The organism is Pseudoalteromonas translucida KMM 520 (genome assembly GCF_001465295.1).
Classification (GTDB): Bacteria; Pseudomonadota; Gammaproteobacteria; order Enterobacterales; family Alteromonadaceae; genus Pseudoalteromonas; species Pseudoalteromonas translucida.
In genome coordinates this window covers 1,687,684-1,705,260 of the sequence record NZ_CP011034.1, presented here as the reverse complement: position 1 = coordinate 1,705,260, position 17,577 = coordinate 1,687,684, and the positions used below count along the sequence as shown (strand labels likewise).

The following is a 17,577-nucleotide window of genomic DNA, read 5'->3' as shown; positions in this document are numbered from 1 at the left end:
TTTCATTTAGTACTTCTGCCGTTAATTTATATTTATAATATTTGAGGCACTTACAGTGCCCCAGCTAAAACAAGAACAACTAATTAAAACACAAAGCCCACGCGTGCGTAATAACTCATACCGTCAAAACCATATGGAACCGCACGTAATGGGTAGCGAAATGCCTGTTGAGAAATAAATTGCAACACTTCATCATCTCCCAGTTCATCAGGTGTAACATCAAATAAGTTATTAACACCCATACTAATAGTAAATGCACTGGACACTTGATAATCCACGTTTACATCTATTAAAGTAGCGGCCTCAACCACGCTGGTTGGTTTAAATGCTCCCGTGGGTGAAAGCGTACCCGGCAAGTTAATATGATTCGCACCAAATAATGACACTTCAGTTTCACCAAAATAATTGGCACGGATCAGAGTACTCCATGGCCCTTTATCATAGTCAAACGAGAGTGTAGCTCGCTCACTAGGCTGGGAGTCGGTAATAAAGTCACGATTATTTTTATCTAAAGTAACCGATGCGGGGATCCCTTCTCGGGTATTCACTCTATCTATTTCTGTATCATTAATATTACCGGCAAACGTAATTGCAAATTCACCCTCGTTTACAGTAGTTTGATAAGTGACGATTAAATCAACTCCTTTTGTTGTTAAATCAACAGCATTTGAGAAGTAATTAACACTCACTGCACCCGATGCAGCAAGCGCTTCGCTCGCCTCTGGGCTAAAGGCAACATCGGCAGCGGTTAAAAAACCTGTGCCTGAGATACGATCTTTTATTTCGGTGTGGTATGCATCTAAGGTAATAGATACTTCATCGCTGGCATTAAAAACAAAGCCTAGACCAATACTTTCTGATGTTTCTAACTTAAGTTCATCGACCCCTAATGCACGTGGAAACGCAGATCCTGCATTAGCAGTGAACGATCTTTCTAATTCACCACCTTCGCCTATATTAGTGGTATATGCCGTGTATGCACTTTGTTGTAACGACGGGGCTCTAAAACCGGTTGATACACTGCCTCTTACCGAAAAGTCGCTAGTTACTTCATAACGCGAAGATAACTTCCAAATAAGGTCATCACCCGAGTTAGAAAAGTCTTCATAACGCAGTGCTGCACCCACTAACCAATTATTATTTAGCTGGTTTTCAACGTCGATATAAACAGCGTAGCTATCGCGCCCCTCTTTACGTGCCGCTGCAGGGCTAATACCATTAAATGCCTCAAAGCCACAGGTAGCAAAAACGTTAGGGTCAATCACTGATGGAAATGGGCTGTTTTGATTGCTGGCACCACAGGCATAAGATGCTTGCTCGCCATTAACTATTTGGTAGTTTTCTTCTCTGTATTCAACGCCAAATGAAACATAGAGCTCATTGCGTAAATTAACATCAACCTCACCCGATACATCAGCGTTAAATGTTAATTGATCAAAGCGATAGCCACCTGAATACCCTGATTTTTTACCCGCATTAGCGGCAATTTCACTGTCAGTCGCCGATGGGTTATTAGTTAAATATTCAGCAGCATAAGAAGGATTTATGGTATTTGCAGAATAAAAATCATAACCGTTTTCGCCGTAAACAGCCGACACATCAAAAGCCCATAAGCTACTAATATCGCCTTTAACACCTATCGCAATCGACTTATCCTCTGATTCATTATCAATTTGAGGTAAAAAGCCATCAGGGTATACTTGAGGTACATTTTTCGCAGCTTCATTAAAATAACGATAAAAGCCATTTCCCAGCGCGGTACGCTTAGAGTAACCGCCAAATGAATATAGCTCTAACTCCCCAACTGGCAGCATCATATTATAAAATAGGGTTTTAAATTCAGCATCGGCGTTACCTTGCTTCCAACGCACATTTTGCGATAAAGTCCCCGGTGCAACACTCGACGACCCCCCTGTATCTCGTTGCGCTCTATTGGTACCATCTGCATTACGATACTCTAACGATAAATTAATAAAGCCGCCATCGTTGCTTAAATCAAACCCCGTATTTAAACCTAACGTTAAAGTGTCTCCATCTCCCTGTTTAGTTGTGCCTGCTTGTATAAAACCGCTAGTCACATCGGTAGTATCTTTTAACGACAAATTAATAACGCCCGCAATCGCATCCGAGCCATATTGCGCCGCAGCGCCATCGCGTAACACTTGTACATTTTTTAATGCTGTTAAAGGAATAGCATTCATATCAGTACCCGCAGCACCACCACCCACGGTATTAAAAATACCAAATATGGCTTGGTTATGTCGTCGTTTTCCATTTACTAAAACGAGAGTTTGATCTGGTTGCATACCACGTAATGTAGCCGGTCTAAATAAATCTGCACCATCCGATACTTGTGTTCGGCTAAAGTTAAACGACGGGGCGGTTGCTTGTAAAGATTGTCCTAACTCAGTAAAGCCGCCTTTACTGAGTGTCTCTGATGCAATTATATCTATCGGCGATGTTGACTCTGTAGAAGTACGACTAGACACCCGTGAACCTATTATTTGTATTTTTTCCACGGCGGTGGCTTTTACTGTTGCAGCACTTTGTGTTTCTGTTGCTTGTACTGATAGTGCTGAAGTTCCTAGTGCGAGCCCTATCGCTATAGTAACCTTACACAGCTTAGATGTGTTTATCATTGGCTTTCCTGTGTTGTATTGTTATTAAGACTTATTCACTGTTGACGATAATAATTATTTGTTATTTGGTGCAAGTACACGCCTGCCATCTGTATAATGTAAGGTAATTTAATTGTTTGAAAACACTGACTCAAAGCTGCGCTATAAATAATAAATACGCATCACTCTAAACATCAGTTAAGTATGAGCTAACCAATCCTGCTACTTTGTTATAACAAATGCATACAAATTTTCATTTGTTAATTATTGTAAACGAACTTGAATATACGATTAGTGAAGTTTGCGGGCAAGTGTAACCATATGAGACAAAGGTCGCGTAAGCATAAAAGCTGAGGGATAATTAATTAGTAAGTTTGGGGGGTTATACTTATAAATAAGCATAAACACTGTGGTAGTTATGCCTAGTATTTATAGCCTTATTACAACAAAGCAAGATCTTCCTGAATCCATCTTTTAGCTTGTCGTCATTGTTTAATATTCATCATTTTCCTTTCCAGCTGTACGATTCTTTATGGCAGTTTTACACAAGTAATAACACGACATAGCCTAGTTCTGTCAACGACAGCTACCCACTTTCCTCGCCTAACGCCTTGCTAGAAAAAAATAGCAACGCGAGAGAGTAATTTCTCGCAGCAGTAAACGTATTATACGTTTTTAAAATTTAACACATAGCACCAACCGCATTAAATAAGTGAGTACGCTATTTAATAAGCGAGAATGAGCAGGTTTTAATAAACCTTATATACCTGCCAAAATATCGTCATCAACAAGGTGAACATTGGTGGTGTAATAAGCTTGGCTATATTCTATATTTAACGAAAAATACACGCTTTGTTTAAGGTGTGTTTTTATGGATGTTTCTAGTTCATTACTTAATGCTAATGTGAATTCTTTATTTCTGTGAGCCTTAGTTAATAACGATATTGTAATGAGAATATGCGAGTACTTATATTCTAAACATGGGTAAGCTCTTGATTTACATACACCAGCACTGCCATCTTTGTTATTTATAATCTGCTCTATAACATCAAAAATTTCTTTTATGTTTATTTTTAAGTTATCTGAATATTTAATTTCTACATGTGGCATAAATATATTTTCCTGAGTGCATAACGCTTGATTAATAATAAATCACTGCGTTTGAGTGCAACAATCAACAGTAACTTACCTAATGAGTTTATTCCGCTTGAGCCTGTAATACATCGTGCCGTATATCTACATAGCATTATTTAAAATTAAACTTTGTTTATAAAACTTCCCTTTTTAAACATTATAAGGTGCTTACTTATTATGGGGTTAGCTCCTTTATTCGTTTTATGGTATTTACCCTCAAATTTCTGACTTAAACAAAAAAGCATAACCCTATTAAAGTTATGCTTTTTAATTTAGTTTATTTAATAAACGAATGCGCCGTATATCTCTCTTACCAGCTTAACTGCCTTAAAGTATTTTGTTAAAAGGCTAGTTACTCAATAGCTGTATTATTTAAAGAGTAGTTCCACACCTTATAAAAATAAAAGGCATAACCAAGGCCAAGGGTAAGTATTGAAATTATAATCCAAAGAATTACATGGCCAATGCTGCCAAAAATATCTGTATTACACACCATTTTTCTTGCATTACCGTGTTCGTCAATTAACTCAGAGCGGTTCAAAATAAACTTAGAGAACGAATAAGGAAAAAAGAACGCCCCTATACCAAACGTTATTAGTATTAAAATAAACCACAGTATTAAATGCCCTAAAATATCTATAGTTCCTACATTTGCTTGAATCTTCATATTTAATCCTTGATATGATTTTACTTAACGAGCGTTAAAACCTACTCGCTTTAATTTATTGTTATTGCTAAATAAACCATAGCCGAATTCCTATTTCAGTTCAATTATTTACTTTGCATTTACATAAAACAAAGAAGAAGTTTACAGTAACTTTATTTACTTATAAGCAGCTGCTACATACTTTTACTTAGCTTTATTAAATAAACATTATTTAACCCAACTTATTCCACATTAAAAGTTCACTTTACAAAGCCACAACAATGCTAATAAACGCAGAAAACTAACAAGAAAAACAACTCATGAACAACGCTCATATATAAATGAAATTAAATCAGTTTTATTCATAACAGTAACAACGTATAAAATACATTCTTGCTTCTACCTTTGGCCGTACTGCATTTGGTTGCAATTAAGCCTTTAGGTAAAAATAAAAAATAATATGGTGACTACTGACACGGAAATCTGAAGATATTACCGAAAACCTCAGAAGTTAAACAAAAAATTCAGCTTTAATTATATAAATGGATACCAAAAATCATGAAAAAAGACTTTAAATTTACTATTAAGAGCACTTCTCTTGATGAAAGTTATCAGCCATCTAACGATACGCGCCTTACAACCAACTTTGCTAACTTGGCCAGAGGAAAATACCGCCAAGCTAATTTGCGCAACGCGTTAAAAATGATTGATAACCGCTTTAATGCTTTAGCGAATTGGGATAACGAAAATGGAGATCGTTACTCTGTCGAACTCGAGATTATTTCTGTAGATTTAGATATTAAAGGCAGTGGTAATACTTTTCCGTCAATAGAAATATTAAAAACAATTATTGTTGATCATAAAACCAATAAACGCATTGAAGGCATTGTAGGCAATAACTTTTCCTCTTATGTGCGCGATTATGACTTTAGCGTATTACTGCAAAATCATAATAAAAACCAAGCTAAATTTAGTATCCCAGATAACTTTGGCGAGCTGCACGGCAAGCTGTTTCAGCATTTTATTAACTCAAGTACTTACAGACTAAATTTTAATAAACTACCTGTAATATGTATTAGTGTTTCTGATAACAAAACGTATCATCAAACTCAAAACCAGCATCCAATTTTAGGCGTTGAATACCTGCCAAACGAGTCGTCTTTAACCGAACAATATTTCAAAAAAATGGGCTTGCAGGTACGTTACTTTATGCCACCAAACAGTGTAGCGCCTTTAGCATTTTTCTTTTTTGGTGACCTGCTTAATGATTACACTAACCTTGAACTTATAAGCACCATTTGTACCATGGAAACATTTCAGAAAATCTATCGACCTGAAATTTACAATGCAAATGCACCTGCAGGAAAGTCTTATCAGCCAAATTTAAACAACCAAGATCATTCATTAACACAAATTGTTTATGATCGAGAAGAACGTAGCCAAATGGCCAGTCAGCAGGGAAAGTTTACCGAAGAGCACTTAATTAAGCCATACCAAACTGTGCTTGAACAATTCTCTGCCAATTACGTTTAAAAGTGGCGCTTAACTGCGCCGCTCTATAGCTAGGTTCAATTATAACTTTAAATATACGGCACTATTTATTATGAAAACACTTATTAGCAATACACTATTACCTACGTCAACTGCGGGCAGCTTGCCTAAACCAATTTGGCTTGCACAACCACAAACACTTTGGTCGCCTTGGAAATTACAAGACGATGAATTAATTGAAGGTAAGCAAGACGCCCTACGCTTGTCATTACACGATCAGCAACAAGCAGGCATTGATATTGTCAGTGATGGCGAGCAAACCAGGCAACACTTTGTTACCACCCTTATTGAGCATCTCAACGGTGTTGATTTTGAAAAGCGTAAAACCGTTAAAATTCGCGATCGGTACGATGCAAGTGTACCAACGGTTGTTGGCCCTGTTAGTCGGCAAAAGCCGGTTTTTGTTGAAGATGCTAAATTTTTACGCCAACAAACTAACCAGCCAATAAAATGGGCTTTGCCTGGCCCAATGACAATGATAGATACCCTTTATGACGATCATTATAAAAGTCGCGAAAAACTTGCGTGGGAATTTGCCATAATTCTTAATCAAGAAGCCAAAGAGCTAGAAGCCGCAGGGGTAAATATTATCCAATTTGATGAACCGGCATTTAATGTGTTTTTTGATGACGTTAATGACTGGGGCATTGCCTGTTTAGAGCGCGCAATTGAAGGACTAAAATGCGAAACCGCGGTGCATATTTGCTACGGCTACGGCATTAAAGCCAATACCGATTGGAAAAAAACATTAGGCTCAGAATGGCGCCAATACGAAGAAGCGTTTCCTAAGTTACAGCAATCAAATATAGATATTATTTCGCTAGAATGTCATAACTCTCATGTACCAATGGAGCTACTTGAACTTATTCGCGGCAAAAAAGTGATGGTAGGCGCTATTGATGTAGCAACCGACACCATAGAAACACCCGAAGAAGTTGCTAATACCCTGCGCGAAGCGCTTAAATATGTTGATGCCGATAAGCTCTACCCTTGTACCAACTGTGGTATGGCTCCTTTAGCGCGTAATGTAGCAAACGCTAAGTTAAATGCCTTAAGTGCAGGAGCAGAAATAATCCGCAAAGAACTAGCTAACAAACGTTAATCCTATAAATCAATCTATATAATCCAACTAGTATTAGCACTTAAATATAGTTTTTATAAAAAGAATGCGCGGTATAGAGATCTCTATACCGCGCATTCTTTTTATAAACAAACAATAACTAAATTAAAAACCTATAAAAAAACTTGCGCTAACATGCGTAAACCAGTAATTAATAGTACACAAGCAAATACCTTCTTCAGTTTACCTGCATCTAATTTTGCAGCTAACGACGCCCCTACAGGCGCAAACAACACGGTTAGCGGTACAATACACGCAAAACCAAATAAATTAACCAAACCAAAAGTCCCCGCGGGCGCATCAATTGGCGTACTGCCCAATATCAACATAGTTAGCGCACCAGGCAATGAAATAATTAACCCAATTGCTGCAGCAGTACCAACAGCCTTATGAGCAGGATAGTTATATAAGGTAAGTAATGGCACCGAAATAGTACCGCCGCCAATCCCCACCATAGAACTTAAAAAACCAATAAATGCGCCCATAAAACTTTGCCCTACTGTACCTGGTAGTCTTTGATATAACGCCGACTTACCCGTTCTAAACAGCATATTAAGTGCAGATAACAGCGCTATTGCCCCAAACAGCACCGTAAGCAACTTGCCATCAACCCGGGTAACTAACCAGCTACCCAACAATACACCTATAAGAATAAATGCAGCCCAACGTTTTAAAAGGCTAAAGTCTACATTGCCTTTTTTATTGTGAGACCTAATTGAACTAATAGATGTAGGCACTATGGTTGCCAAAGACGTTGCTGTTGCAATTAACATTGCAGACTCGGGCGATACTCCAAAGCTCTGAAACAAAAAAAACAACACAGGCACAATTACAATTCCACCGCCCACACCGAGTAAGCCAGCTAAAATACCGGCAAATACGCCTGTGGCTACCAATGCCAACAAAGTTGATATATTACTTGTTATAAATTCAATGATATTCATTAATTATTACTTCTATTTTTAATCACAACAAAGACCTTTCAGTCAATTTACGAGGTAATTACAGCCCCTGCTTTTTGGTTTTTAAATATAACAATAACGTTAGCAAGTCCTACCAACTCAGCTCTCGCTAAGTTTAATATAACGCTTTGTTATAATTAGTTATTCCCACCTTAATAGTAAATAAACTTGTTTGCCTGATAAAATGATATAATTTCATCAACCAATGAATATCAGTCATCATTAAAGCTAAATTAAAGATAGGAGTTAACTTGTGCTGGAAAGGATCCACTTAGAAATACTAACCGCCATAAAAGAACATGGAACCCTAACTAAGGCAGCAAATTCGTTGTACTTATCGCAATCGGCACTAAGTCACAGTATTAAAAAACTAGAAGGCCAAGTTGGTACGCCAATATGGAAAAAAGACGGTCGAAATTTGCGCCTTACAGCGGCTGGTGAGCACATTCAAACACTGGCAAACAGAGTATTACCGCAGTTTGTACATACTGAATTATTACTAAATCAAATTGCCAAAGGTGAACTGGGCTCGCTACGCATTGGCATGGAGTGCCATCCTTGTTACCAATGGTTACTTAGAGTAATTGAGCCCTATTTAGAGCATTGGCCAGACATAGACATTGACGTAAAGCAGGAGTTTCAGTTTGGCGCTTTAGGTGCATTACTAAGCTACGAAATTGACGTACTAATAACACCCGATCCACTTTTTAAACCTAAAATAAGCTATATACCTGTGTTTAACTACGAACACAGACTCGTAGTTGCTAAATCCCATAAACTTGCAACGCAAGAGTTTGTGTTACCCGAGCAACTAAGCGAAGAAGTATTGTTTAGTTACCCTGTAGAGCCACTAAGGCTTGATATTTTTAGCCAGTTTCTTAATCCGGCAAAGTGCTCAGTAAAAAAACATAAAACCATTGAAACAACCGAAATTATGCTGCAAATGGTCGCTGCGGGTCGCGGTATTTGTGCTTTACCTGGCTGGCTAGTAGACGAGTATTCTAAAACAATGCCTATCAAAAGCCTAAGGTTTGGAGAGCAAGGTATTAACAAACAAATATTTGTCGGTATTCGTAACAACGAGCAGCATATAGACTACTTAAATGACTTTATTGACCAAGCTAAAAAAACAACATAACCATAGCCAAATTATATGCACAGTGTGGGCTCATTAGCGCGTTATCCTACCCACATGTTTAGTACAAACCCAGCTGTGCAGGCTGGGGGTTGTAAATAGCTGATTGAATTCACCACAGTGCATTTTAAGTAACAAAGCCAAAAGTAAACCACATAACAGCATTATTAGCTCACTGGCATTTAAATAGATAAGGAGCGTATTTAGGTGTTAGAAAGGGACTGGCAAATATTTTATGCCTGTCCTTTTATTTTTTGGAAAACGCTAAGATGAATCAACGTATTTAGCAGCCTTAAAACACAGAGGCTCACCACTTTTAAAATTTGCGATGGAAAGTAAGTTTTAATACTTGCTGTCCACCTCAGGGCGTATTGCTATATTTTTATGCCCCTGCAAAATTTACACAGTGGACATTGGTTAAATTTATTTTCTGTTTAGCATGCCAGAGATCGTAGTTATCTTGCATTGATAGCCAACTCTCAGGAGTTCTGCCAATTGCTTTAGATAAGCGAAGTGCCATTTCAGGTGAGATAGCGCTTTGACCTTTTAGAACTCTATTTAAAGTCGACGATGCAACATCCAACTGTTTAGCTAAATAACGGCAGCTAAAGCCAGAAGGCTCCAAATAAACGTCATAGATAAACTCCCCAGGATGTGGTGGATTATGATGCATACTCATTAGTGATAGTCCTCATAGTTCAAAATATAAGCATTACCATCGATAAACTCGAAAGTAATACGCCAATTACCATTTACAGTAATAGACCAAACTCCGTCACGATTCCCTTTTAATGGATGTAACTTAAAGCCTGGTAAATTGATATCATCAATTTCTTGTGCGGTATCTATTGCGGCAAGTTGCATACGTAATTTACGTTCATGCTTTGCCTGAATACCGGAGACGCTGCCAGTTTGGAAGTATTTTTTTAAGGCCTTTGTGCTTAAAAGATTTAATCATGTAATAAGTGTAGCGTGATGCGCATCAGTTGTCGATGGGAATATCATATCAAGCGTAGGCTAAAGACGAACTAGCTGATACGACACTATTATCTAGTAGCCAATACTTATCAGCTAACGGTGGATTTAGATCATTGGATCCGCCGTAGGATATGAATGTGCTACTGGCGGCAATAGCGTAAACCACGCACTAATACGCAGTTTAATAAAACTAGGTGTTAGCGAACGGCTCGCCATAGCCTGTGGTATCACCAGTAAAGGCCCTTGTAGAAGCTCAAAAAAAAAAAGAATTAACATTGCGCTAGGTAATGACTATTTAGCGTCACAAGGTTTAGTGTCATTGAGAGATATTTGGATCGGTATTCGTCACGGGAGATGAACCGCACATTGCGGACCCGCATGATGGGTGGTGTGGGGGCTGGAGGTTAGAGACCTCCGGCTACCCGATTAGTTGGCTGATTACACTTAACTATTGGCTAAGACTAATTTTACCAACAAGTCCGTTGTTGGCTTGCCATCAACCAAGAGATGACTATTGGCTTGAAACTTTTTAATGGCTGATATTGTGTTTTTACCCAGAATACCATCAGCTTTTCCTACTTTATAACCGAGCACATTAAGTTGAATTTGAATACCTTGAACAAGGCTATCTATTTCATTAATTTTTTTACTTGCTGAGGAGTAGCTAGTTGTAGTTTTACTTTTTGATGTATAAGTCGTACTTTTAGGCTTATAACTTGATGTTTTAGGTGTCCCATGGCAATGATAGCCAACTTTTTTACTATTGTGACAGCCTGATGAGTTTGTTCTTCCACTAGTGGCATTTGCAAACTGAATTGAAATAAAGCTAAAACTTATTAGCAGTACGATAATCCATTTTTTCATTTCTGAGTCCTTTCTATATTAATTAAATACAACTTACTTTGAGGTGTGACTAATATCAAAAGCCAGCTAACGAGGCTGTAGAATAACTCCAACAGCCAAAATCTATTAAAAAACGAGCTCCTACAATTAATTCTAAGCGTTTTTAGAGCATTAGGTAATGCATTTGGAACCCATAAAACAGGCTGTTTTTCTTAAAAAAGAGTAATTCTACAGCCTCAACGCCTTGCTAAGCGGATAAAAATGGTTGGCTATAATCGCGTAGCGATGGCCAACTTTTACTCGACTTTTTCGAGAGTCATAACTCACACTATTGCACGGTCAATAATGCACGACTAGACAGTATTAAAAATGCGATGCCATTAACTCTGGATGAAGGAGTCATTGTGCCTAATCAAATGCTCGTTGAAGTGCTTATTACGCAGTTTAAAGTGTTATTAAAAGGTATTGAAAAGCTCGATAAAGCAATAAAATCGGCTTATAAAGCCCAGCAAGATAAAAAGATATTTGATAGCTTACCCGGTGCAGGTCCACAACTCGCCCCACGTTTACTTGTTGCTTTTGGGAGCAATCGTGCGCGTTACAATGATGCTGCAGAACTTCAAAAGTACGCTGGTATAGCGCCTGTTATTGAGCGCAGTGGTCAAAAGATGTGGACGCATTGGCGTTATAGTTGCCCCACTTTTTTAAGGCAAACATTTGTAGAATGGGCAGGCTTTTCTATTCGTTATTCATTTTGGGCTAAAGCGTATTATGAGCAACAAAAAGCCAAGGGTAAGCCGCATAGCAGCATTATTAGATCACTGGCATTTAAATGGATAAGGATTGTATTTAGGTGTTGGAAAACGAATACACCCTACGATGAATCGACGTATTTAGCTGCATTAAAACGCAGAGGCTCACCACTTTTAAAATTTGCAATTAATAGCTAAATTTTACTAGTCGTCCACCTCAGGGCGTGTTGTTCCTCAACTCAAACATCTAATGCAGGCAATAACCCGATTTGATGACGAAATTAAAACGCTTTATAAGCAACATTCAGATCGCGCTATTTTTGATAGTTTACCAGGTGCAGGACCACAATTAGCGCCTCGGTTATTAGCCGCTATGGGGTCAAATCGTGACCGTTATAAGTGCGCTGCTGACATACAAAAATACGCAGGCATTGCCCCTGTTACCGAGCGCAGTGGCAAGAAGGAATGGATACACTGGCGATATTCGTGCACTAAATTTTTAAGGCAAACATTTGTTGAATGGGCAGGATTATCTGTGCGTTATTCATTTTGGGCAAAAGCATATTATCGGCAGCAAGAGGCCAAAGGAAAACCCCATAATACCATCATCAGATCATTAGCATTTAAGTGGATAAGAATACTATTTAGGTGCTGGAAAACACATACGCCCTACGATGAATCAACTTACTTAATCGCATTGAAAAGTAAGGGATCACCGCTGTTAAAATTTGCGGTGGAAAGTGAACTTTAGTGCTTGCTGTCCACCTCAGGGCGTGTTGTTAGCACTACTGTTTATTAGGCCACTGATTTATCTAGTATTTGTCTTTCTAAGAACTCTTTTAAACAAGTCGGTGTATCTGCATACTGACTCAATTCTGAAATACAATTTGCCTTAGTTAAACTCAATTTTACATTGACTTTAGCATGAAATATCGTTCTGTCTTTTTTCTTACATCTATCTTCTTTAATTCTTCCTAAGAAGACTCTAAGGAATTCCAAATGTTGCTTCCCTCTAAACCATTGCTCAAAACAGAGATCATTAAAGTGCTCAACAGAGCTTTGAAGTGAAACTTGGAGATTTTCAGGAAGTTCTGGAAATAGAGTTATTGGTTTACTTTCATCGTATTCTTTAGAAACACTCCCTAAATTCACTGATATTAAGTCACTAATATTCAAATTATTAATATTAAGTCTGCTACTCAATGCCCCATTTTTTTCCATATTCCTTAATTCTCTAATAAGGTAATTAAATTCCTTAATCACTTGTAGATAACTCTCTTTGGTCGTGTCATATACCTCTAAAGCTCTTTGGTAGCATTTATGCTCTTCTGAAACATCAGATAAACCGAATTCAGCTGTCATCACTCTTTCAAAAGTTGCGCTTGACAAAAAGAGATTTTCGATTGAATAGCATGGCGTTATATATATATCATTAAAACCATTTATATCGGAGTTACAATCAAAATCACTATCTACAAAGAATAAGCACGAAGCATTCTGATAAGTAGAGTGTTTCCGTATTTTATTTCTTAACTTTATTACATTTGACTTCCCTTTAGAATTAACGCCCGACCATTGTATGTCCGGACGTATGTTGTTAATTCTTACTGAAAAATATTTCTCGTCTTCACCCTCAAAAAATACAGCTACCTTATTAGCCCCTTTCGAGACAATTCTAGTAAACTCTAAAAACTTTACTGAAATGGAATCCCTAGATTTTTTAAGCACATCAACTCTAGACATTACAATTCCTCAATGTACTCAAACAAATCAACAGTATGATCTTCAAGTTCATTTTCAAAAATAAAAGGAGAGTGAGTAGTTGAAAAAAGAAATTTACATTTTCCAGAATTAACAATGTCAGGTAGCAGAGTCTTTTGCCACTCCATAGATAGGGATAATTCAGGCTCATCAAAGAAAATAGCTAGGTTTTCTTTCTTTTGAAGATACAACAATGCAAACAATGAAATAATTTGCTTTTCACCAGAGGACAAACTTTCAATATCAACCGTTCTATTATTCTTTTTTCTAACAATATCAATAGTCACATTACTTTCATCGTAAATAATTTCTTTATCTACTAGATACCTATTACATACATTTGTGAATTTTTGAATCGCTTCATCGTTTTCTTGCTGTTGCTCATATACCTTTAAAAGGTTACTTACAAAATATATTAGAGGATCATGATCATTCTGAATTTTTCCTGTCTCAACTAAATCTAATATTTGTTTTTTCTGAGGTTCAGAAATATGCTTACCAATACGCTCAAGCACAATTTCAACTGCTTTGGGATCAGAAATTGAAGTCTTCATTTCAGGAGTGACTAAGAATCCACTTACTAACTGACTCAGCATTTCTCCATTTATTTTCGAAAACCATTCAACTGATGAACTTAAAATTTCAGAGGTTATTTTTTCAATACTCAGCTGAACATCACGCATCCCAAAATTGATTGAACTATGTTCATCTAAAGTGCCCTTCCCGGAACTATTAAAAGCTCTAATATCTTCTTCGACTCTTCGATATGTAGGAAGGTATAAAGTCTTCAAATTCACTTTATTAGCAATACTTTCTAATTTATTTTGTGTTGATGACTTTACTTTTTTTCTATTGAAGCCTTTTGGGCGAATTTCTCGTAAGCTATCCTTTAAAACCCTAGCTGGCAAGTCAAGTTCATCAACCACTCTCCTAAATACAGGTGACATTTCCATTCTATGGCTTGGGAAACGCCTAACATCATCAATTAGTTGTAAAATGAACTCCTGCCCAAACCTTGATTCAATATGCTCAAACAGAGGGTGCTCCCGAATTAAAGCCAGATCAGCATCAAACTCTGATTTTTTGAAGCATATAGTCTCTCCATCGCTAAACACTATGCCTACTGTTTCAAAAGAAATTTTTCTTAGCTTCGAAATTTCACCAGATAATAATGCATAAAAAGAGTTTAAAATGGTTGTTTTACCGTAACCATTCTCAGCTACTAATATTTTATATGGATCGTCGAATTTTATTCTTACATTTCTCTCTTCATAGAGTTCTGTAATAAAGAATTCCTTTATCATAACTTCTCCAGTTAATTGATGAATATTCATTGTAGTGCTAACGCCAAAAACAGCGGCGCGTTTACGCGTCCGACTGATTTTTCTTGTTAGCTGACGTAGCACTGAAATTCTGCAATACATCTTCATTTGAAAGATTTTTTAAGCTTACTACCTCTTCTCTGATTTCCTTCAACTTCTCAATATCTTCTAGTATTCTTAAAAGAACGATAGCCATCTTATTTCTATTGCTTTCTTTTGATATCCTTTTAGACCTAATGGATATTTTTAATTCATCGTCATTATCCCTATAGCCGTAGCCTTCCCCCTGAAAGCTGCCATTTTTTAAGTGTTTTTTGAAGAAATTAATCACTTGAAGTGATGTTGAGAACCTTGAATCATACGAGACTAGTCGATCGAGGTCATGGAGGTCATAATTATCATCAAACAAGTACATGCTGTACAGAGACTCCTCCATGGGTATAATATTTATTAATTCCCCATCCTTGTTCTTTTGTTTGCTAGATTTAGCAAGAACCTGTTCATAGAGTGATCTAACAGCCCCTTCAAAACTAAGAATTTTAGATATAATTACTTTATCTTTTGAGAACTTATCCCTATGAAGGATGTAGGTACTGACGATATATGAGAATAGGATCTTAACATACGCATTTAATGAGCCAACAAATCTTTCCGTATCTATTTTTTCAAGCTCATCAATATCTAAAGCTTCAATCTCTCTCCTTATCTTATTATCAAATGACACTGAAATTTCAAGACAGATCTGATGAACTTTTTCAATTCCAGTATCATAAGTATTAAAAGAATCCAAATAATCTAACACTAAGTTATATTGTTCTTCTAATTCGTTGTATAGGCTTGACTCTCTCTCATGTGAAATAGCTTCAAGGATAGGAGAAAGGTCGGCCTGATATATATAATTATGGTGCACCTGAATGAAGGTTGAAGGGATGTGGTTCAAACTTTCTTCTTTCTGCTTCAGCACCTTTACAACTTGTCCATTTGATACATCACGAATTAGGATTCCATCTTCTTTGAAGTTACCCTGTGCAATTCCTTCTTCTATGCTTTTATCAGATACTTTTAAAGCAGTTTTATTGTTACTCATATTTATCCATTTTCCAAAATCCTGAATTTAGTTCAAATGCCAGTTTAGTCAGCTAACGCCTTGCTAAGAGGCAAAATATAGTTGGTTAAAATAAGTGAGGCACGAGCAAAAAACCAACTGTATTTTGTCCTGCTTGAGCAACTTATAGTTACTCCGTTCCATTAATTAATGTATTTACCTATCTCATTAATACATGGAATATGCTTCTGTTGATCACGAATATTTGAGCGGAAACAATCAATGTTTGTAACAAGACTTTCGGATCAACAGGAGTAATTTGTTTCAATACGCATACTCAGGGATTGTCGTAATGCCGACTATCTATAAGACTTGCGAGAAACACTATTAGCCTCTATTTATTCTTTCACTTTACCTCTAGGAGGCCCAAAATGGAAGCCTTTAACGTCTCAGGTTTTGCTGCCCTTATCGGGATCGATTGGGCCGACCGTAAACATGATATTTGTGAAATAAACCGCGACACAAACACACAACATTTAAGTGTGATTTCCTCTGAACCTAAGTCAATTAATGCATGGGCGCTTGAGTTAAAACAACGCTACAACGGCAGACCCGTTGCTGTCGCGTGTGAGCTAAAAAAAGGTCCACTTATATATGCACTCAGTAAATTTAAGCACATTATATTATTTGTGATTAACCCATCAAGTGTCGCCAAATACCGTGCAGCATTTTCGCACAGCGGGGCTAAAGATGATCCTACTGATGCGATTATTCAAGTTGAAATTCTACAACTTCACATGGATAAATTAACGGTTATTAGACCTGACACAGAAGAAGTTAGGTGCCTTGCACAGCTTGTCGAATACAGACGTAAATTAGTACAAGATCGTGTTAATTTAACCAATAAAATAGCCACAACGCTAAAAAATTATTACCCCCACGTGATTGATTGGTTTAAAGAAAAGGACACTCAAATATTCTGTGACTTTTTACTGCGTTGGCCATCTCTTACTCACGCTAAAAAAGCGAGAAAGCAAACACTACTCGACTTCTTTAATCAACATAACTCCCGCTACCCACTCGTTAATGAAAAGCGGATAAAAGAAATAAAGGATGCTGAAATTCTCACCGATGATATGGCCGTGATCACGCCAAACTTATTGCTTATTGAATGCCTCGTTCCTCAACTCAAACATCTAATGCAGGCAATAACCCGATTTGATAACGAAATTAAAACGCTTTATAAGCAACATTCAGATCGCGCTATTTTTGATAGTTTACCAGGTGCAGGACCACAATTAGCGCCTCGGTTATTAGCCGCTATGGGGTCAAATCGTGACCGTTATAAGTGCGCTGCTGACATACAAAAATACGCAGGCATTGCCCCTGTTACCGAGCGCAGTGGCAAGAAGGAATGGATACACTGGCGATATTCGTGCACTAAATTTTTAAGGCAAACATTTGTTGAATGGGCAGGATTATCTGTGCGTTATTCATTTTGGGCAAAAGCATATTATCGGCAGCAAGAGGCCAAAGGAAAACCCCATAATACCATCATCAGATCATTAGCATTTAAGTGGATAAGAATACTATTTAGGTGCTGGAAAACACATACGCCCTACGATGAATCAACTTACTTAATCGCATTGAAAAGTAAGGGATCACCGCTGTTAAAATTTGCGGTGGAAAGTGAACTTTAGTGCTTGCTGT

13 protein-coding genes and 5 pseudogenes are annotated in these 17,577 nt (G+C 37.4%); 8 read left to right on the top strand and 10 right to left on the bottom strand.

Annotated features, from left to right (window positions below):
- Positions 1 to 83: 83 nt before the first annotated feature.
- From PTRA_RS08035 to PTRA_RS08025, 3 genes are all read right to left on the bottom strand, one after another.
- Positions 84 to 2,639 carry a TonB-dependent receptor plug domain-containing protein gene (locus PTRA_RS08035; RefSeq protein WP_208855505.1) on the bottom strand — a complete coding sequence of 852 codons (2,556 nt, stop codon included), beginning with the start codon at positions 2,637 to 2,639 and terminating at the stop codon, positions 84 to 86.
- 738 nt (positions 2,640 to 3,377) lie between these two features.
- Positions 3,378 to 3,728 (bottom strand): tautomerase family protein, encoded by a 351-nt coding sequence (locus PTRA_RS08030; protein WP_058373368.1) that lies wholly within the window; start codon positions 3,726 to 3,728, stop codon positions 3,378 to 3,380.
- A gap of 376 nt (positions 3,729 to 4,104) precedes the next feature.
- Positions 4,105 to 4,419, bottom strand: coding sequence for a DUF6693 family protein (locus PTRA_RS08025; protein ID WP_058373367.1), 315 nt, complete (start codon positions 4,417 to 4,419; stop codon positions 4,105 to 4,107).
- Between the two features lie 537 nt (positions 4,420 to 4,956).
- On the opposite strand from PTRA_RS08025, the gene PTRA_RS08020 reads away from it, so the two are divergent.
- On the top strand, positions 4,957 to 5,931 hold the full coding sequence (locus tag PTRA_RS08020; protein ID WP_058373366.1) for a DUF1852 domain-containing protein: 975 nt from the start codon (positions 4,957 to 4,959) through the stop codon (positions 5,929 to 5,931).
- A 70-nt stretch (positions 5,932 to 6,001) separates the two neighbouring features.
- Positions 6,002 to 7,051 carry a methionine synthase gene (locus PTRA_RS08015; RefSeq protein ID WP_058373365.1) on the top strand — a complete coding sequence of 350 codons (1,050 nt, stop codon included), beginning with the start codon at positions 6,002 to 6,004 and terminating at the stop codon, positions 7,049 to 7,051.
- Between the two features lie 131 nt (positions 7,052 to 7,182).
- On the opposite strand, the gene PTRA_RS08010 is transcribed toward PTRA_RS08015, so the two are convergent.
- On the bottom strand, positions 7,183 to 8,013 hold the full coding sequence (locus PTRA_RS08010; RefSeq protein ID WP_058373364.1) for a sulfite exporter TauE/SafE family protein: 831 nt from the start codon (positions 8,011 to 8,013) through the stop codon (positions 7,183 to 7,185).
- Between the two features lie 271 nt (positions 8,014 to 8,284).
- Here PTRA_RS08010 and PTRA_RS08005 point away from each other — a divergent pair, with 271 nt between their 5' ends.
- Both PTRA_RS08005 and PTRA_RS19420 read left to right on the top strand, forming a co-directional pair.
- A complete protein-coding gene (locus PTRA_RS08005) occupies positions 8,285 to 9,169 on the top strand; it encodes a LysR family transcriptional regulator (RefSeq protein WP_058373363.1) in 885 nt (294 codons plus the stop codon).
- 133 nt (positions 9,170 to 9,302) lie between these two features.
- A pseudogene (locus PTRA_RS19420) lies at positions 9,303 to 9,512 on the top strand (hypothetical protein); the annotation flags it as partial.
- A gap of 36 nt (positions 9,513 to 9,548) precedes the next feature.
- On the opposite strand, the gene PTRA_RS08000 reads toward PTRA_RS19420, so the two are convergent.
- Together PTRA_RS08000 and PTRA_RS07995 are read right to left on the bottom strand one after the other, a co-directional pair.
- A complete protein-coding gene (locus PTRA_RS08000) occupies positions 9,549 to 9,845 on the bottom strand; it encodes a HigA family addiction module antitoxin (RefSeq protein ID WP_058373362.1) in 297 nt (98 codons plus the stop codon).
- A pseudogene (locus tag PTRA_RS07995) lies at positions 9,845 to 10,124 on the bottom strand (type II toxin-antitoxin system RelE/ParE family toxin). Before PTRA_RS07995 ends, PTRA_RS08000 begins: the two are co-directional and overlap by 1 nt.
- An 83-nt stretch (positions 10,125 to 10,207) precedes the next feature.
- Here PTRA_RS07995 and PTRA_RS19365 point away from each other — a divergent pair.
- Positions 10,208 to 10,502 (top strand): annotated as a pseudogene (locus PTRA_RS19365) (group II intron maturase-specific domain-containing protein); the annotation flags it as partial.
- An 86-nt stretch (positions 10,503 to 10,588) separates the two neighbouring features.
- On the opposite strand, the gene PTRA_RS07990 reads toward PTRA_RS19365, so the two are convergent.
- Positions 10,589 to 11,008: a peptidoglycan-binding domain-containing protein gene (locus tag PTRA_RS07990; RefSeq protein ID WP_058373361.1), complete on the bottom strand. Its 420-nt coding sequence runs from the start codon at positions 11,006 to 11,008 to the stop codon at positions 10,589 to 10,591.
- A gap of 269 nt (positions 11,009 to 11,277) precedes the next feature.
- Between PTRA_RS07990 and PTRA_RS07985 the strand changes: the two are divergent.
- Positions 11,278 to 11,937: pseudogene (locus tag PTRA_RS07985) on the top strand (transposase); the annotation flags it as partial.
- Positions 11,938 to 12,010: 73 nt separating this feature from the next.
- Positions 12,011 to 12,490: pseudogene (locus PTRA_RS07980) on the top strand (transposase); the annotation flags it as partial.
- A 44-nt stretch (positions 12,491 to 12,534) separates the two neighbouring features.
- Here the strand turns inward: PTRA_RS07980 and PTRA_RS07975 are convergent.
- Genes PTRA_RS07975 through PTRA_RS07965 form a run of 3 tightly spaced genes read right to left on the bottom strand, consistent with a single transcriptional unit; the run spans position 12,535 to position 15,909 of the window.
- Complete coding sequence (locus PTRA_RS07975; protein WP_058373360.1) at positions 12,535 to 13,482, bottom strand: DUF4435 domain-containing protein; 948 nt, start codon at positions 13,480 to 13,482, stop codon at positions 12,535 to 12,537.
- A complete protein-coding gene (locus PTRA_RS07970) occupies positions 13,482 to 14,834 on the bottom strand; it encodes an AAA family ATPase (protein ID WP_208855525.1) in 1,353 nt (450 codons plus the stop codon). The genes PTRA_RS07975 and PTRA_RS07970 overlap by 1 nt, the downstream gene beginning before the upstream one ends.
- Before the next feature lie 31 nt (positions 14,835 to 14,865).
- Positions 14,866 to 15,909: a hypothetical protein gene (locus PTRA_RS07965; protein WP_058373359.1), complete on the bottom strand. Its 1,044-nt coding sequence runs from the start codon at positions 15,907 to 15,909 to the stop codon at positions 14,866 to 14,868.
- 389 nt (positions 15,910 to 16,298) lie between these two features.
- Between PTRA_RS07965 and PTRA_RS07960 the strand changes: the two genes are divergently transcribed.
- Entirely contained in the window at positions 16,299 to 17,567 is a 1,269-nt protein-coding gene (locus tag PTRA_RS07960; RefSeq protein WP_058373358.1) for an IS110 family RNA-guided transposase, read from the top strand.
- The last annotated feature ends 10 nt before the right edge of the window (positions 17,568 to 17,577 follow it).

Excerpts from the sequence above, each read along its gene's own strand:
- PTRA_RS08035 (WP_208855505.1), bottom strand. The coding sequence starts at position 2,639 with ATGATAAACACATCTAAGCTGTGTAAGGTTACTATAGCGATAGGGCTC.
- PTRA_RS08030 (WP_058373368.1), bottom strand. The coding sequence starts at position 3,728 with ATGCCACATGTAGAAATTAAATATTCAGATAACTTAAAAATAAACATA.
- PTRA_RS08025 (WP_058373367.1), bottom strand. The coding sequence starts at position 4,419 with ATGAAGATTCAAGCAAATGTAGGAACTATAGATATTTTAGGGCATTTA.
- PTRA_RS08020 (WP_058373366.1), top strand. The coding sequence starts at position 4,957 with ATGAAAAAAGACTTTAAATTTACTATTAAGAGCACTTCTCTTGATGAA.
- PTRA_RS08015 (WP_058373365.1), top strand. The coding sequence starts at position 6,002 with ATGAAAACACTTATTAGCAATACACTATTACCTACGTCAACTGCGGGC.
- PTRA_RS08010 (WP_058373364.1), bottom strand. The coding sequence starts at position 8,013 with ATGAATATCATTGAATTTATAACAAGTAATATATCAACTTTGTTGGCA.
- PTRA_RS08000 (WP_058373362.1), bottom strand. The coding sequence starts at position 9,845 with ATGAGTATGCATCATAATCCACCACATCCTGGGGAGTTTATCTATGAC.
- PTRA_RS07990 (WP_058373361.1), bottom strand. The coding sequence starts at position 11,008 with ATGAAAAAATGGATTATCGTACTGCTAATAAGTTTTAGCTTTATTTCA.
- PTRA_RS07975 (WP_058373360.1), bottom strand. The coding sequence starts at position 13,482 with ATGTCTAGAGTTGATGTGCTTAAAAAATCTAGGGATTCCATTTCAGTA.
- PTRA_RS07970 (WP_208855525.1), bottom strand. The coding sequence starts at position 14,834 with ATGAATATTCATCAATTAACTGGAGAAGTTATGATAAAGGAATTCTTT.
- PTRA_RS07965 (WP_058373359.1), bottom strand. The coding sequence starts at position 15,909 with ATGAGTAACAATAAAACTGCTTTAAAAGTATCTGATAAAAGCATAGAA.
- PTRA_RS07960 (WP_058373358.1), top strand. The coding sequence starts at position 16,299 with ATGGAAGCCTTTAACGTCTCAGGTTTTGCTGCCCTTATCGGGATCGAT.